This is a genomic window from Pseudotabrizicola formosa (genome assembly GCF_002900965.1).
Lineage (GTDB): Bacteria > Pseudomonadota > Alphaproteobacteria > Rhodobacterales > Rhodobacteraceae > Pseudotabrizicola > Pseudotabrizicola formosa.
On the sequence record NZ_PJOM01000003.1, the window covers coordinates 360,380 to 376,651 of the forward strand.

Here is a 16,272-nt window from a genome sequence, read left to right on the forward strand (position 1 = left end):
GGCTGGTTGCGCGAAACGCGGGCCGTACAGCGCCGCTAGCCTTGAGCCTGCCCGTTGCTCGTAAAACCTTGCAGAGGGCTGCTCAGCCTCTCCCCTGCTGGACTGCCGATGATCTGAGGGCATTCTGCCTGAGGCTCCCTGTTGGCACGGTCGAGTATACCGCCGCTAACCTTATGATTTGGCTCAGGCTCAGCCCTGCAGCACTCGTGCATCTTGATGCGGATGAACTCGATGCGCTCTGTGATCCACGCAGCAGGTTTGGGCTGGAAGTTCACTCTGCCTTCGTCGCTCTACCTTCCGGCCTGTATGGTGCTGTGGAAGAAATGCGCCGAAGTGGTGCAGGGCTAGCGGCGCGGATGCGGGCGGCAACTGCGCAGGCGGGTGTTCCGAACTTGACGAGGCAAAGCGTTGTGAAGTTGAATGCGGAACTCGTCGGTGCAATGATAGCACGTCCTGCCTCAAGTGGTAGGTACGGGGTACTTGTTGATGGCCTGCTGCAACTGCAATAGCGTATAGCCTTCCCGATTATATGTGCCCTGTGTTACTCCCTTGCGTTCATGCCCGACGATAGACTGGCAAACAGGGTCTTCCACTCCAGCTTGTATAAGTCGCGTCACCATTGTGTGCCGTAAGCCATGAAAGACATGCGCCTTGGACTTGATGCCAAGTGCAGGTGTCAGAACGTCATTAAACCATCTGCCGAGTGCGCGGCCATAACCTGCCTTCGGCTCGAAGTTATAATCCGGGAACATTCTGCTAGTTGTCCGGCTGCATATGTCTCTGTGATAGTCGAGCAGTCCGAGTTCAATTAAGCGGTTGTGCACAGGAACCTTGCGGCGGGCAGCAGCAGTCTTGAACTTCTTGTTGCCCACATCGTCTTCGCTCTCGAACAGGTTGAAGTACCATATGCCGTCTTGCTGTTGCAGGTCTGCCGCTTCCATCTGGCATATCTCATTAAGTCGTGCGCCGCTGAACATGCCTATCAAGCTAGCCCACTTGTGGCTCTGCTTCTTGACAAGTCCACGGGTGTTCTGCGTGAGTTCAGCGTATACAGCTTGCAGTGCCTCGGGTTTGAACGCTTGGCGCTGTTCCCTGCTTTCCTTCCGACTGCCCAACACCCTCATGCCCTCAAACGGGTTCGTTTCAGTGTGTCCGTTCTTCTCAGCCCAATCGAAGAAACTCTGATAGATGCTGATATAGCTGTTCACTGTGACTGTGGACATTGGCGCGATGCCGGGAAGTGCTGCGGCCTCCCTTATGGTCAAGTGGCGGGTTGCCTGTTGCTTGTTCCTGTTCGGCGGTAACTTGGACACAACCTGCTTCACGTCCCTTGCGTGTTGCTTGGTGATGGTCCCTATCTTGGTGTCGGTGCCGAGCAATTCTGTCAGTGCGTCAAGCGCAGCCTGTTTCTTGGCGAACGTGCCAACCTCCCAACTCTTTGCGCGGCGGTTCTCTGCGATGTATTCCGCTATCGCGTCTGCCAAGCTGATGCCCTCAAGTGCCGCTGATGCTGGTTCTGTGAACGGCGCAGGGACATCGGTGCTGTTGAAGTCGTAGTGGTTGAGCGCGGAGTGATGCTTATCGAACTCCCTGAGCATGTCGCGCCAAGCCATCTGAATTTCCCGCAGCAGGCGTTCGGGCCGTTCCTCTGCCTCGGATTGGGGCAGGCCGCTGGAGGCACAGAAACGGCTCAGGAAGGGCTGCGGATCATCGGCTAGGGCAATGGCGCGGAAATCCTCCGGCGTGCCCTCTGCGAGCATCAGGGATGTCTGGAGAGGGGCGAGTGCCAGTTCTGACATCGGGCCACCCGCGCCAACGCCATCAAGCATCTTGACCAGCCGGGCCTTGAAGGCCGCATGCACGACTTTCCGAAGTTCATCATGCCGCATGGTGCTGAGTTCTCCCGTTCGCTCTAGCGATGTGCCGAAGGCAGCTAGTTCACGGGCAAGCGTCGTGGCCTCCCTCGGGCATCGCGTCTGCAACGAGATCCGGATACACCGTCGTCCATCGTTAGCAGCAGCCGAGCGAAGCGGCCAGCGAAAGTAGAATATGCTGTGCCGGGAGCGTGTCAGGTAAGCATGTACTAGCATCGTGTGTCACCCCGTGGTGCCGCACCTGCGTATCTGCTATCCTAAGTCCTTGAAAAGTAAGAGTTTGGTGGAGCCACGCGGGATCGAACCGCGGACCTCTTGAATGCCATTCAAGCGCTCTCCCATCTGAGCTATGACCCCACCGGGTGCCGAGGCGTTGCCGCTTCGATGGGCGGTATTTAGGCGAGGCCGTGGGGGGGTGCAAGTGGTTTTTTGCACGCCCGTCCGCGCCCCCGCAAATTCTTGCGGCGGGCCGACTCAGGCCTCGTCCTCATCCCCGGCCACATCGGCCAGTTCGTCGAGCGAGACGTTGTCATCGGCGTCATCTTCCAGCAGATCATCATCCAGATCGGCGTCATCGGTCGCGGTTTCCAGCAGATCGTCATCGGCTTCCAGATCATCGACCAGAACCTCTTCGTCCTTTTCAGGCACGACGCGGGCAATGACCGAGGCCGCCATCTTGCGGCGGGCAGATTCGATATCCACGACCTCGCCCGTATAGGGGCTGACAATCGGGGTGCGGTTCAGGTCATAGAAGCGTTTGCCGGTGGTCGGGCAAATGCGCTTCGTACCCCATTCTTCCTTGGGCATGGTGGTTCCCTTAAGGCTGTGGAATTGCAGTAACGGCGTCGCTTGCCACAAGGGCCCGCGTCTGTCAAAGGCTTTTGGCCCCATTGCCGCCATTGTCAAGATGGCTATGCTGTAACGGCCTTGCAAGAGCGACAAATGCCCCAGCTTCCCGGTTTTCCCCCCGTCGATATCACCCTGCGCCGGTCTGCCCGGACACGGCGGTTTTCCTTGCGGGTGTCGCGGCTTGATGGCCGGGTGACCCTGTCGATGCCGCTGCGCGCGCGCGAGTCGGAGGCCCTGCGATTCGCGGCGGAACAGGAAGGCTGGATCCGCCAGACGCTGGCGCAGATGCCGGGGCGTCGCGTGGTGGGTCTGGGCGATGTGATTCCGGTGGAGGGGCTGATGCGGGCGCTGCAACTAGGCAGCGGGCGGTCAGTCCGGCTGGAGGGCGAATCGCTCTTGATCCCTGGCGATCCGGCGCAGGCGGGGGTGCGGGCGGGGGCCTTTCTCAAGCTGATGGCACGCGACCGTCTGGCGGCGGCCTGTGACCGGCACGCGGCGCGGCTGGGGCGACCCTATGCCCGGTTGACGCTGCGTGATACGCGGTCCCGCTGGGGGTCTTGCGCGCATGATGGTGCCCTGATGTTTTCGTGGCGGCTGATCATGGCCCCGCCGGCTGTGCTGGATTACGTCGCCGCGCATGAGGTGGCGCATCTGGCGCAGATGAACCACTCCCCCGCGTTCTGGGCGGTGGTCGAGCAGTTGTTTCCCCGCTGGCAAGTGCAGCGCGGCTGGCTGCATGCCGAGGGTCAGGCGCTGCACGGCTATGTCTTTGGTCCGCAGACCGGGGATTGACCCCGGGGCAAAAGCGGTGCTTGGCTGGCAATCATGCCGATCACACCTCGCCTGACCGATCCGAACGCCGCCGCGCATGAACGGCTGTACCGCAGCCTGCGCCAGCAGGTGATGCATGGCGAGGTGCCGCCCGGACAGCCGATGACCCTGCGCGGGCTGGCCAAGGAGCATGGCGTCTCGATGACGCCGGCCCGCGAGGCGATCCGCCGGCTGGTGGCCGAGGGGGCGCTGACCATTTCCAGCTCGGGCCGTGTATCAACCCCGGAGCTGACGCCGGAGCGGATCGAGGAACTGGCCGCGATCCGCGCCCTGCTGGAGCCCGAGATGGCGGCCCGCGCCCTGCCGCGGGCGCATTTCGCCCTGATCGACCGGCTGGCCGCGATCAACATGTTGAATGCCGAAGCGGTGCAGAGGCAGGATGCGGTGGCCTATGTGCGCACCAATCTGGAATTCCACCGCACCCTCTATCTGCGCGCGCAGGCACCGGCGATGCTGGCAATCTGCGAGACGGTCTGGCTGCAATTGGGGCCAACGATGCGCGCGCTCTATTCCAAGCTGCGCCGCAAGGAGCCGCCGCATTACCACCGGCTGATCCTCGCCGCCCTGAAGGCAGGCGATGAGCCGGGGTTGCGGCTGGCGGTACGCACCGATGTGACGCAAGGCTTGCGGCATCTGGCGGGGTAGGGACCCCGCCAGCAGCACTCAGGCGTGGATGGCCCCGTCACCGCAGGCGAGGGCGGCTTCACGCACCGCCTCACTATATGTGGGGTGTGCGTGGCAGGTCAGTGCCAGATCTTGCGCCGAGGCCCCGAATTCCATTGCCACACAGACCTCATGAATCAGGTCGCCCGCCATTGGGCCGATAATATGGGCCCCCAGGATGCGGTCCGTTTCCTTGTCGGCGAGGATTTTCACAAAGCCTTCGGCCTGAAACACCGCCTTGGCGCGGGCATTGCCCATGAAGCTGAATTTGCCGACCTTATAGGCGCGACCCTGTTCTTTCAGCTGTTCTTCCGTGGCGCCGACAGAGGCCACCTCGGGGGTGGTGTATACCACACCGGGGATTACGTTGTAGTTAACATGGCCATGTTTTCCGGCCATGATCTCGGCCAGGGCCATGCCTTCATCTTCGGCCTTATGCGCCAGCATCGGGCCGGTGATGGCATCGCCGATGGCATACAGGCCCTTGATATTGGTGGAGAAATGGTCGTCGGTCTTGATCTGCCCGCGCGGCAGCCGCTCGACCCCCAAAGCCTCCAGCCCCAGACCGTCGACATAGGGTTTGCGGCCCGTGGCGACCAGAATGACCTCGGCCTCGAGGTCATGCGCAGAGTCGTCCTTGCGCAGTTTATAGGTGACTTTCGCCCCTGTCCCGGTGGTTTCTGCGCCTTGCACGGCGGCACCCAGAATGAACTTAATGCCTTGTTTCGTCAGGATCTTCTGGAAGGCCTTGGCGACTTCGGCATCCATGCCGGGGGTGATGGCGTCGAGGTATTCGACCACCGTCACCTGCGTGCCAAGGCGGGCGTAGACCGAGCCCATTTCCAGCCCGATCACACCCGCGCCGATCACCACCATGGATTTTGGCACGGCGGGCAGCGCCAGAGCGCCGGTGGAGGTGACGATCACCTGTTCATCCACCGTCACGCCGGGCAGCGATGACGGCTCGGAACCCGTTGCAATCACGATGTTTTTTGCGGTGTGAACCTCTTCCCCCACCTTGACCTGACCAGGGGCCGGGATGGTGCCCCAGCCTTTCAGCCAGGTGACCTTGTTCTTTTTGAACAGGAATTCGATGCCTTTGGTGTTGCCGGCAATCACATCATCCTTATAGGCCAGCATCTTGGCCCAATCGACGGTGGGATTTGCCCCCATCAGGCCCATTTTCTCAAAGTTTTCATGGACTTCGTGCAGGTGATGCGTGGCATTCAGCAGCGCCTTGGAGGGGATGCAGCCCACGTTCAGGCAGGTGCCGCCAAGGGTATCGCGCCCTTCGACACAGGCCACTTTCAGCCCCAGCTGTGCCGCACGGATCGCGCAGACATAGCCGCCGGGGCCGCCGCCAATGATGATCACGTCAAACTCTGCCACGGTCTTTCCTTTCGGCAATCGCGGGGGTCTGGCCCGCGTATGGTTCATGTATGGCTGACGTATGGCAAAGCGCCTTACGTCAGTGCGGCCACGATCATGGTGAGGGTGGCCACGAAACCGATGCCCCAAACGAGCGAGCGCCAGGGGCGCAGGCCGAGGGCATAGGCGGGGATATAGAGGAGGCGGGCGGCCAGATAGACCCAGGCGGCGGTCTGGGTGACCGGGCTGGATTGCTGGCCGAGGGTGACGACCACCACGGCGAGGGTGAAGAGGATCAACCCCTCGAAATGGTTGTTCAGCGCGCGCTGCAGCCGCGCGGTCCGGATGGACAGCTGCCGTGAGGGCGGCTTGTCGCGCGCGGAGGAGGTGTAGCCGGTGCCAAGCTCCTTGTTTGCCGGAACGGCGAAAAGGAGGAACTGCACGGCTTGCAGCAGGCCCGCGAGGGCGAGGGCGGTGAGTTCGGGGGTCATGGCATCGGCACTCCGAAAGGGGGGCGGGGTGAACCCCGCCCTACACCCGTTGATCGCTGGGGTAGGGCGGGGTTCACCCCGCCGTTCGTCACAGATCCATCAACAAGCGACGCGGGTCTTCCAGCGCTTCTTTGACGCGGACGAGGAAGGTCACCGCCCCTTTGCCATCGACGATCCGGTGATCGTAGGACAGCGCAAGGTACATCATCGGGCGGATGACGATCTGGCCGTTGACCACCACGGGACGGTCCTGGATCTTGTGCATGCCAAGGATGCCCGATTGCGGCGGGTTCAGGATGGGGGATGACATCAGTGAGCCGTAGACGCCGCCGTTGGAGATGGTGAAGCTGCCGCCCTGCATGTCGGCCATGCTCAGCTTGCCATCGCGGGCGCGGGCACCCAGTTGGGCGATGGTTTTCTCGATCTGGGCAAAGCCCATCTGATCGGCGTCACGCACCACCGGCACCACCAGACCATTGGGCGTGCCGACAGCCACGCCCATGTGGACATAGTGTTTGTAGATCACATCGCCGCCGTCGATTTCGGCGTTCACTTCGGGCACTTCTTTCAGCGCATGGGTGCAGGCTTTGACGAAGAAGGACATGAAGCCCAGCTTGGTACCGTGCTTTTTCTCGAAGGCGTCCTTGTACTCGTTGCGCAGGGCCATGATGCCCGACATGTCCACCTCGTTATAGGTGGTCAGCATGGCGGCAGTGTTCTGCGCGTCTTTCAGGCGCCGCGCGATGGTGGCGCGCAGGCGGGTCATCTTCACCCGCTCTTCACGGCTGGCGTCATCGGTGCTGACCGGGCCGCGCGGGATGGCGGCGGGGGTCGGGGCCGGCGAGGCGGCGGGCGCGGGGGCCTTGGCCACGTCTTCCTTCATCACGCGGCCATCGCGGCCCGAGCCTTGCACCTGATCGCGGGTCAGGCCGGCTTCGGCCATGGCTTTCTTGGCGGAAGGCGCGTCTTCGACATCCTTGCGCTCGGTCATGGTTTCTGGCCCGGCGCCGGGGGAATTCACCGCCTCGGCCTTTTCGGCCTTTGGCTCGTCCTTGGTCGCTGGGGCGGCGGCGCCTTCGGAGATGATGCCAAGGCGCGCATTGGCGGCGACGGTTTCGCCTTCCTGCACCAGAATTTCTGCCAGCACGCCGGAGGCCGGGGCCGGAACCTCGACCGAGACCTTGTCGGTTTCAAGTTCGCACAGCATCTCGTCTTGCTTGACCACATCGCCGACCTTCTTGAACCAGGTCGACACGGTGGCCTCGGAGACCGATTCACCAAGGGCGGGGACCATCACGTCTGTCATCTTCGTCTTCCTCCGCGCCGCTGCGGGCGCATATGTCTGTGGCGGGCTGCGGGGCCGGCTGGCCCCGCGGCGGGTGTGGGGTTCAGAGTGTCAGGGCTTCGGAGACCAGCGCATCCTGTTCGATCTTGTGCCGGCTGGCCAGACCCGTGGCGGGCGAGGCCGAGGCCGAGCGGCCCACATAGCGCGGGCGCGACTGGGTGGCACCGATCTTGGTCAGCACCCATTCGATATTGGGTTCGACAAAGGTCCAGTAGCCCTGATTTTTCGGCTCTTCCTGGCACCAGATGATTTCGGCACCTTTGAAGCGCTCCAACTCCTTGGACATCGACTGCACCGGGAAGGGGTAGAACTGTTCCAGCCGCAGCAGGTAGATGTCATCGGCACCGCGCTTGTCGCGTTCGGCCAGCAGGTCGTAATAGACCTTGCCGGAGCAGATCACCACGCGCTTGATGTCGGCATCGGGTTTCAGGGTGAGCTCGGAATGGCCCTTTTGCGCATCATCCCAGAGCACGCGGTGGAAGTAGGAGCCGGTGGTGAAATCAGCCGCATCCGACACCGCCATCGGGTGACGCAGCAGGGATTTCGGCGTCATCAGGATCAGCGGTTTGCGGAACGACCGGTGGATCTGGCGGCGCAGGATGTGGAAGTAATTGGCCGGGGTCGAGACATTGGCCACGATCCAGTTGTCATTTGCCGACATCTGCAGGAAGCGTTCCGGCCGGGCCGAGGAATGTTCCGGCCCCTGGCCTTCATAGCCATGCGGCAACAGGCAGACGAGGCCCGACATGCGCAACCATTTGGATTCGCCCGAGTTGATGAACTGGTCGAACATGATCTGCGCGCCATTGGCGAAGTCGCCGAACTGCGCTTCCCACAGGGTCAGCGCATTGGGTTCGGACAGCGAATAGCCATATTCGAACCCGAGCACCGCATATTCCGACAGCATCGAATCGATCACCTCATAGCGCGCCTGGCCTGCGCGGATGTGGTTGAGCGGATAGTAGCGCTCTTCCGAGGTTTGATCGACCAGGCCGGAATGGCGGTGGCTGAAGGTGCCGCGCGTGCAATCCTGACCGGACAGCCGCACCGGAGTGCCTTCGGTGACAAGGCTGCCGAAGGCGAGCGCCTCGGCGGTGGCCCAGTCAAAGCCCTTGCCTTCGGCAAACATCTTGGACTTGTTTTCCAGCAGGCGGCCCACAGTTTTGTGCAGGTCGAAATTCTCTGGCGCATGGGTCAGCGCCGCGCCGATTTCGGCCATGGTTTCCGGTTTGATCGCGGTTTCGCCGGCCTGATATTCATCGCGTTCCCGCTCGAACCCGGACCAGCGGCCATCGAGCCAGTCGGCCTTGTTGGGCTTGAAGCTCTTGCCGGAGTCGAATTCTTCATTCAGGCGGGCCTGGAAGGCGGCCTTCATGTCTTCGATCTCGCCCTCGGGGATCAGGCCGTCCTTGACTAGACGCTCGGTATAAAGCTGCAGCGTGGTCTTGTGCTTCTTGATCGCCGTGTACATCGCCGGGTTGGTGAACATCGGCTCGTCGCCTTCGTTGTGACCAAAGCGGCGGTAGCAGAAGATATCAAGCACCACATCCTTGTGGAACTTCTGGCGGAATTCGATGGCGACCTTGGCGGCATGCACCACAGCCTCGGGGTCGTCGCCGTTGACGTGGAAGATCGGCGCTTCGACCATCAGGGCGATGTCGGTGGGATAGGGGCTGGAGCGCGAGAATGCCGGCGCGGTGGTGAAGCCGATCTGGTTGTTCACCACGATGTGGATGGTGCCGCCGGTGCGGTGGCCCTTGAGCCCCGACAGGCCGAAACATTCCGCCACGACGCCCTGGCCGGCAAAGGCTGCATCGCCGTGCAACAGCACGGGCAGCACCTTGGTGCGGTCTGCGTCGCTCAGCTGATCCTGCTTGGCGCGGACCTTGCCCAGCACGACCGGGTTCACCGCCTCAAGGTGCGACGGGTTGGCGGTCAGCGACAGGTGGACCTTGTTGCCGTCAAATTCGCGGTCTGACGAGGCGCCGAGGTGATATTTCACATCGCCCGAACCATCCACGTCTTCGGGCTTGTAGGAGCCGCCCTGAAATTCGTGGAAGATCGCGCGATAGGGTTTGCCCATCACATTGGCCAGCACCGACAGGCGGCCCCGGTGCGGCATGCCGATCACCACCTCTTGCAGGCCAAGCTGGCCGCCGCGCTTGATGATCGCCTCCATTGCCGGGATCAGGGCTTCGCCGCCATCAAGGCCAAAGCGCTTGGTGCCCATGTATTTGACGTGCAGGAATTTCTCGAACCCTTCGGCCTCGACCAGCTTGTTGAGAATGGCGCGGCGCCCCTCTCGGGTGAACTGGATTTCCTTGCCGTAACCTTCGATCCGTTCCTTGAGCCAGCTGGCCTGTTCGGGGTCGGAGATGTGCATGTATTGCAGGGCAAAGGTGCCGCAATAGGTGCGTTTGACGATATCCATGATCTGGCGCATCGACGCGACCTGCAGGCCCAGCACGTTGTCGATGAAGATCGGGCGGTCCATGTCGGCTTCGGTGAAACCATAGGACCGGGGGTCGAGTTCCGGGTGCAGGGTCTTGTCACGCATGTTCAGCGGATCGACATCGGCGATCAGATGGCCCCGGATCCGGTAGGCGCGGATGATCATCAGGGCGCGGATGCTGTCGAGCACGGCGCGCTGCACCTGAGTGTCAGAGAGCGAGACGCCCTTTTCGTCGGCTTTGGCCGCGATCTTGGCGGCGGCGGCGCGGCCTTCTTTGGCCGGGGCGGCCACCGGCCATTCGCCGGTCAGCGCGCCGGTCAGATCATCGGCGGGCATCGGCGGCCAGTCGGTGCGGGCCCAGCTTGGGCCGGCGGCTGCTGCCTTGGCATCGCTTTCCGTCTCGCCAAGGTCGCGGAAAAACGCCGCCCATTGCGCATCGACCGACGCAGGGTCGGCGGCATGGCGGGCCTGCAACTGGTCGATGTAATCGGCATTGGCCCCATCAAGGAAGGATCCTGCGCGGAACTGGCTGTTGGGGGATTGCTCGGTCATGGAATAACCTCGTCTGGGGTGGGACCGTGTGAAGATACGTACCGATATAAGAGGCTGCGGGCGGACCCGCAGCCGGGGAGGCGTTTATTTGCCGATGGCTTTCATCACAGCCTCGCCCAGCGTGGCCGGGCTGTCAGCGACGATGATGCCAGCGGATTTCATCGCCTCGATCTTGCTTTCGGCGTCGCCCTTGCCGCCGGCCACGATGGCCCCGGCATGGCCCATGCGGCGGCCCGGAGGGGCGGTGCGGCCCGCGATGAAGCCGGCGGTCGGCTTCCAGCGGCCGCGCTTTTTCTCATCGGCGAGGAATTGTGCGGCCTCTTCTTCGGCGGAACCCCCGATTTCACCGATCATGATGATCGAATGCGTTTCGGGGTCGGCCAGGAACATTTCCAGCACGTCGATGTGTTCGGTGCCCTTGATCGGGTCGCCGCCGATGCCCACGGCGGTGGACTGGCCCAGGCCGAGATCAGAGGTCTGCTTCACAGCCTCATAGGTCAGGGTGCCGGAGCGCGAGACCACGCCGACAGAGCCGCGACGGTGGATGTGGCCCGGCATGATGCCGATCTTGCAGGCATCCGGCGTGATGACGCCCGGGCAGTTCGGCCCGATCAGCCGCGAGCTGGAGCCTTGCAGCGCGCGCTTGACCTTCATCATGTCGAGCACCGGAATGCCTTCGGTGATGCAGATGATCAGCTCGATTTCGGCATCGATCGCCTCGAGGATCGAGTCGGCGGCAAAGGGTGGCGGGACATAGATCACAGAGGCGTTCGCTTCGGTCATGGCCTTTGCTTCATGCACCGAATTGAAGACCGGAAGGTTAAGATGGCTGGTGCCGCCTTTGCCGGGCGTCACACCGCCGACCATCTTGGTGCCGTAAGCGATGGCCTGTTCGGAATGGAACGTGCCCTGGCTTCCGGTGAAGCCCTGGCAGATCACTTTGGTGTTTTCATTGACGAGGATGGCCATGGTGGTCCTTCTTTTCTTAGAAACGGTAGCTGCTGTAGATCCGGCTGGTGCCATCATCGACACAGCCTTGTTCGGAGGAGGCACCTACAACATGCCCGATGGGGGTGGAGGGGTCTTCATAGCTGACGCAGAGCGCGGGTTGGCCCGAGGGGCCGACCTCGCCATTGGTGACTTTGCGCACATAGGTCGGGTGCAGTTTGGGGATAAGCTCGTCAAGCAGGTGCGAGGCGAGCGTTACGTCCAGATAGGCGCTGTGCAGGTGGCACTCTTCGGGCGTTTCCCCATAGCTGATGTCGACCACGACGGTTTGAGCCGGTGCGGTGAACCGATGGGTGATGTATTCTGCAACATCGCTCCGGTCTGACGGTTCGGAAAAGCCGGTGTTGCGGAAGGACTGGGCCCAAGCATCCAGATCGCTGGTCCGAATCTCGCACAACTGCACCGCCACCGCCATATTGGCCCAGGCCGCCTCGGCCATGGTCTGGGCAGGGGCGGGGGACGCAGCCAGCAGGGTGAGTGCCAGACCCATCTGCCCCGTTATCCGCCCGTTCCCTCCCATCCGCTTTACCGGGGTCATCGTGCCACTCCAGCCGTCATGGTGCGTCGATCTGGACCTGCGTCCAGAGATCGATGCCGATCATGCCGATATCGGAATACATGTGGAGGGTGGGCCGTTGGGCGGACCAGCCGGTGACAAAATACAGATAATTGTCGTCGCCCGAGATGTATTCGGCATCGCCGGGGTCGCCGATGATGGAATAATGCGGCATCTTTCCCCCGACCCGGCTGGTGCCGGGCGTGGCATCGACCACCGCGCGGAACGCGGCATCAATCGCCGGATAGTCCTGCACCGCCGGCAGGGAGCCTGCACCGCACATCACATGCATGACGCCCGGGGCGATGGCAGAGATCGTCACCTCGACAGACAGCTCATGGATGCTGCCAGAGGTCAGGCCGCGGTCATATCCCATCATCAGGATGGTGCCATCCGGGCTGGAGACATGCCGCAGGCCGGGGATCGACGCCGAGGCCGCGACAAACCCCGCCGGATCCGAGGTTGCCGCGCCGCAGGTGGTGACAAACTCTGTCAGCACCTCCTTGGCGACGGCTTCCAGCATGGGTTGCTGCGCCATGGCGGTATTGACCGGCAGGACCATCAACGTCCCGGCGCAGAGCGCGATGCGCCCCACGCCAGTGGCGCGACTTGCAAGAGAAGGTCCTGACGGCCGCATCACCTGACCTCAGCCCTTGACTGCTTTGACGATCTTCTGGGCACCGTCCTTCAGGTCGTCCGCCGCGATGACGTTCAGGCCCGAGTTGCGGATGATGTCCTTGCCCAGTTCCACATTGGTGCCTTCCAGACGGACCACCAGCGGCACCTTGAGGCCGACCTCTTTCACCGCCGCGATCACGCCTTCGGCGATGATGTCGCAGCGCATGATGCCACCGAAGATGTTGACCAGGATGCCTTTGACGTTCGGGTCGGAGGTGATGATCTTGAACGCCTCGGTCACCTTTTCCTTGGTGGCGCCGCCGCCGACATCAAGGAAGTTGGCGGGTTCGGCCCCGTAAAGCTTGATGATGTCCATGGTGGCCATCGCCAGACCGGCGCCGTTGACCATGCAGCCGATTTCGCCATCCAGCGCGATGTAGTTCAGGTCGAATTTCGAGGCGGCCAGTTCCTTGGGGTCTTCCTCGGTCTCGTCGCGCAGGGCGGCGATGTCGGGGTGGCGGTACATGGCATTGCCGTCGAAGGCCATCTTGGCATCCAACAGCTTCATGTTGCCGTCTTTCATGACGACCAGCGGGTTGATTTCCAGCATGTCCATGTCTTTGTCGACGAACAGCCGGTAGAGGTTCTTGACGATCTGGCCACACTGCTTGATCTGGTTGCCGGTGAGGCCCAGGGCAAAGGCGACGCGGCGGCCGTGATAGTCGGAATAGCCTGCCGCCGGGTCGATGGTGAAGGACAGGATCTTTTCGGGCGTGTCATGCGCCACGTCCTCGATGCTCATCCCGCCTTCGGTCGAGCAGACGATGGAAATGCGGCTGGACTGGCGGTCGATCAGCAAGGCGAGATAGAGCTCGCGTTCGATGTCGGAGCCGTCTTCGATGTAGATGCGGTTGACCTGCTTGCCCTCTTCGCCGGTCTGCACCGTCACCAGGGTGCGGCCCAGCATCTGGCGGGCGAATTCGGCGGCCTCTTCGACCGAGCGGGCCAGGCGGACGCCGCCCTTTTCGCCAGCCTCGGCCTCCTTGAACGAGCCCTTGCCGCGGCCGCCGGCGTGGATCTGCGCCTTGACCACCCAGAGCGGGCCGTCCATTTCACCGGCAGCGGATTTCGCCTCTTCGGCACGCAGCACAACGCGCCCGTCCGAAACGGGAACCCCGTAGGCCCGCAAAAGGGACTTGGCCTGATATTCGTGGATGTTCATGAGCAGCGTCCTCTGGGTCGTGATTTTGGACGCCTCATGCCATGAATGCGTGCGTTAACCAAACGGGATTGTGGGTGTTAGCGCAAAATGTCGGTAAATTCCGGCATTTGTGATCACACTCTTCGAGGGTGTGATCACAGAAATCCGGGCAGTGATCACGCGGCCTCCGCTTCGGCAGAAATGCGGCGTTGCCGGCCGGATCAGCTCTGATTCGCGGCCGGGCCGGCGGTGGGTGTGGCCCGGAAAAGCACCTGTCCTCTGGGCAGCATCAGGTCGCAGCGGCAGGCAGACCAACCGGTCGCGCGGCAGGTGGTGCCAATGTCGGAGCTGTGGAAGTGATAGGGGGGGCGGTCGGGGTGGGTGACCACGCCATCGGCCTGACGAAACGGTTGGGGCGGACCTTCGGGGGCCAGAAACACGGTGAAGAACAGGCCCTGCACGGCCTCAAGCCGGGGCCGCATCCGGTGCAGGGCGCTGTGGAGCACGCAAAGCGGCAGATGGGTGAAGACGCCGAACGCGATGGCGAAATCTATGCCGTCCGGCACGCCGGGCAGGGCAAAGTGGCTGTCCTCGATCAGCTGGTCTTTGGGCAGGCGCGTGGGCTCGGGCAGTTCCACCGCGCGCCCGCGCAGCATCAGCGCGCGGCTGGCGTCGGTTGCCCAATAGTGGCCGGGAGCCAGATAGGGCACCGCCTTGCAGCCCAGACGCAGGCTGCCGGCCCCGATGTCGAGCAGGTGGTGGTGCGGCTGCATCCCGGCCTCTTGCAGGATCTGCATCTGGATGCGGCCGGTTTCGTCCCAACGCCCGCCCACGATGTCACGGTGGCGGCCTTTGGCAAGGGCGGTGTCGTAGAAACCGGGCTTGAGGTAGGGCGAGACCGGGTGAGTCATCCGGCTTGGCCTCGACAGGCGCGGGTCATGTGCTGGGGGCCGCCGCTTCCTGCACCAGCGCCAGCAATAGCTGGGTCGCCTGCGCCATGTCCTGCACCGAGACCCATTCCAGCGGGCCGTGGATGTTCTGCATGCCGGTGAACAGATTGGGGCAGGGCACGCCCATTTCGGTGAGACGCGAGCCATCGGTGCCGCCCCGAATGGGCACCGACACCGGGGAGACGCCGATCCGCGCGCAGGCCGCGCGGGCAAGGTCTACGGGTGTCATGTCCGTCTCCAGCCAGTAGCGCATGTTGCGGTATTGCGGGGTGATGGTGCAGGTGATTTCGGCGCGGGGTTCGGTGGCCTGCACGGCGGCGCAGACCTGGCGCAGGATCTCGCCCTTTTGCGCCAGACCCTCGCGTTCAAAGTCGCGCAGGATGAAGTGCAGCACCATTTCCGATGCGCTGCCGGTCATGTCGGTGGCGTGGATGAAGCCATCGCGCCCGGCGGTGGTTTCCGGGGTCATGGTCGATTGCGGCAGGGCAGCGATGATCTTGGCGGCAAGCGAGATGGCGTTGACCATCCGGCCCGTGGCTGTGCCGGGGTGGATCGATACGCCTTTGACCGTGACCACCGCGCCATCGGCAGAGAAGCTTTCGTATTCCACCTCGCCCACCGCGCCGCCATCGAAGGTATAGGCGAAGTCTGCCTTCAGGTCGGCGGGCAGGCGGGCGTCAACGCCGCGGCCGATTTCCTCATCCGGGGTGAAGGCGATGCGGATGGGGCCGTGCGGAATGGACGGGTTTTCCAGCAGGTGGCGCGCGGCGGTCATGATGATGGCAACACCGGCCTTGTCATCGGCACCCAGCAGGGTGGTGCCGGAGGCGGTGACAATGGTGTGCCCCTGTTTGGTGGCCAGATAGGGGAAATCCGAGGGCGAGAGGACGAGGCCGGGGGCATCGGGAAAGGTGATGTCGCCGCCATTGTAGCCATGGATCGCCCGGGGCTTCACGCCTTTGGCGTTGAACTGCGGGGCGGTGTCGACATGGGCCAGAAAGCCGATGGTCGGGCCTTGCGCCGTGGCCGGGATCGTGGCCAGCACGGTGCCGTAATCGGTCAGCTGCACCTCGGCCGCGCCGATCGCTTTCAGCTCATCCGCCAGCAGGCGCAGGATGGTCCACTGGATTTCGGTAGAGGGGCCGGTGGCGGAGGCCGCATCGCTCTGGCTGTCGAGGGCGGCATAGCGGGTGAGGCGGGTTTCCAGCTCGGCGTCGAAAAGGGTCATCGGTGGCTTCCTTCGAGGTCTGGCAGAGTTGGCAAGACCTGTGCGGGGAAGTCAAGGGAGCGCGGCGGTTGGTTGAAGGATACAATGGAATCAATGGCTTGCTTGGGTAGGGCCGGCTCCCTGGCTTTGGTGGTGCCATCGTTGCCAACCTGCCAGACCATCAGGGCCTTGCCTCTGAAACGGGGCCGCGCCGTCGAACCACCCTTCCTTGCCGTGTCACCGCGTGCGTGTCGTCCCAAGCAAGGGCGGACAGGGGCGGCGTTTGGTGCCGCCCCTGTCCGTCTTC

At 63.0% G+C, this 16,272-nt stretch carries 13 protein-coding genes, 1 tRNA gene and 1 pseudogene; 2 read left to right on the plus strand and 13 right to left on the minus strand.

Annotated elements, in window-relative coordinates:
- Positions 1-458 precede the first annotated feature (458 nt).
- From CXR43_RS12945 to CXR43_RS12955, 3 genes are all read right to left on the minus strand, one after another.
- Entirely contained in the window at positions 459-1,889 is a 1,431-nt protein-coding gene (locus CXR43_RS12945) for a site-specific integrase (RefSeq protein WP_168219828.1), read from the minus strand.
- Positions 1,890-2,155: 266 nt separating this feature from the next.
- A tRNA-Ala gene (locus CXR43_RS12950) sits at positions 2,156-2,231 on the minus strand.
- A 117-nt stretch (positions 2,232-2,348) separates the two neighbouring features.
- On the minus strand, positions 2,349-2,681 hold the full coding sequence (locus tag CXR43_RS12955; protein ID WP_103334479.1) for a TIGR02300 family protein: 333 nt from the start codon (positions 2,679-2,681) through the stop codon (positions 2,349-2,351).
- Between the two features lie 135 nt (positions 2,682-2,816).
- On the opposite strand from CXR43_RS12955, the gene CXR43_RS12960 reads away from it, so the two are divergent.
- On the plus strand, positions 2,817-3,515 hold the full coding sequence (locus CXR43_RS12960) for a M48 family metallopeptidase (RefSeq protein WP_103334480.1): 699 nt from the start codon (positions 2,817-2,819) through the stop codon (positions 3,513-3,515).
- A gap of 33 nt (positions 3,516-3,548) precedes the next feature.
- On the plus strand, positions 3,549-4,199 hold the full coding sequence (locus CXR43_RS12965; protein ID WP_103334481.1) for a GntR family transcriptional regulator: 651 nt from the start codon (positions 3,549-3,551) through the stop codon (positions 4,197-4,199).
- Positions 4,200-4,217: 18 nt separating this feature from the next.
- Here the strand turns inward: CXR43_RS12965 and lpdA are convergent, their stop codons facing one another.
- The 10 genes and pseudogenes from lpdA to pepT form a co-directional block, all read right to left on the minus strand.
- On the minus strand, positions 4,218-5,606 hold the full coding sequence (gene lpdA / locus CXR43_RS12970; RefSeq protein ID WP_103334482.1) for a dihydrolipoyl dehydrogenase: 1,389 nt from the start codon (positions 5,604-5,606) through the stop codon (positions 4,218-4,220).
- A 74-nt stretch (positions 5,607-5,680) separates the two neighbouring features.
- Positions 5,681-6,076, minus strand: coding sequence for an MAPEG family protein (locus tag CXR43_RS12975; protein WP_103334483.1), 396 nt, complete (start codon positions 6,074-6,076; stop codon positions 5,681-5,683).
- Between the two features lie 88 nt (positions 6,077-6,164).
- A pseudogene (gene odhB / locus CXR43_RS12980) lies at positions 6,165-7,430 on the minus strand (2-oxoglutarate dehydrogenase complex dihydrolipoyllysine-residue succinyltransferase); the annotation flags it as partial.
- A 34-nt stretch (positions 7,431-7,464) separates the two neighbouring features.
- A complete protein-coding gene (locus CXR43_RS12985) occupies positions 7,465-10,425 on the minus strand; it encodes a 2-oxoglutarate dehydrogenase E1 component (protein ID WP_103334484.1) in 2,961 nt (986 codons plus the stop codon).
- Positions 10,426-10,509: 84 nt separating this feature from the next.
- Positions 10,510-11,394 carry a succinate--CoA ligase subunit alpha gene (sucD, locus tag CXR43_RS12990; RefSeq protein WP_103334485.1) on the minus strand — a complete coding sequence of 295 codons (885 nt, stop codon included), beginning with the start codon at positions 11,392-11,394 and terminating at the stop codon, positions 10,510-10,512.
- A 16-nt stretch (positions 11,395-11,410) separates the two neighbouring features.
- Positions 11,411-11,971 (minus strand): hypothetical protein, encoded by a 561-nt coding sequence (locus CXR43_RS12995; RefSeq protein WP_146036524.1) that lies wholly within the window; start codon positions 11,969-11,971, stop codon positions 11,411-11,413.
- A 16-nt stretch (positions 11,972-11,987) separates the two neighbouring features.
- On the minus strand, positions 11,988-12,551 hold the full coding sequence (locus CXR43_RS13000; protein ID WP_146036525.1) for a hypothetical protein: 564 nt from the start codon (positions 12,549-12,551) through the stop codon (positions 11,988-11,990).
- Positions 12,552-12,635: 84 nt separating this feature from the next.
- Entirely contained in the window at positions 12,636-13,829 is a 1,194-nt protein-coding gene (gene sucC, locus CXR43_RS13005) for an ADP-forming succinate--CoA ligase subunit beta (protein ID WP_103334488.1), read from the minus strand.
- Positions 13,830-14,029: 200 nt separating this feature from the next.
- The gene (locus CXR43_RS13010) at positions 14,030-14,719 is read right to left on the minus strand and encodes a class I SAM-dependent methyltransferase (RefSeq protein ID WP_103334489.1); all 690 of its coding nucleotides are present in this window, start codon (positions 14,717-14,719) and stop codon (positions 14,030-14,032) included.
- A gap of 25 nt (positions 14,720-14,744) precedes the next feature.
- Positions 14,745-15,986 (minus strand): peptidase T, encoded by a 1,242-nt coding sequence (gene pepT / locus CXR43_RS13015; protein ID WP_103334490.1) that lies wholly within the window; start codon positions 15,984-15,986, stop codon positions 14,745-14,747.
- Positions 15,987-16,272: the final 286 nt, after the last annotated feature.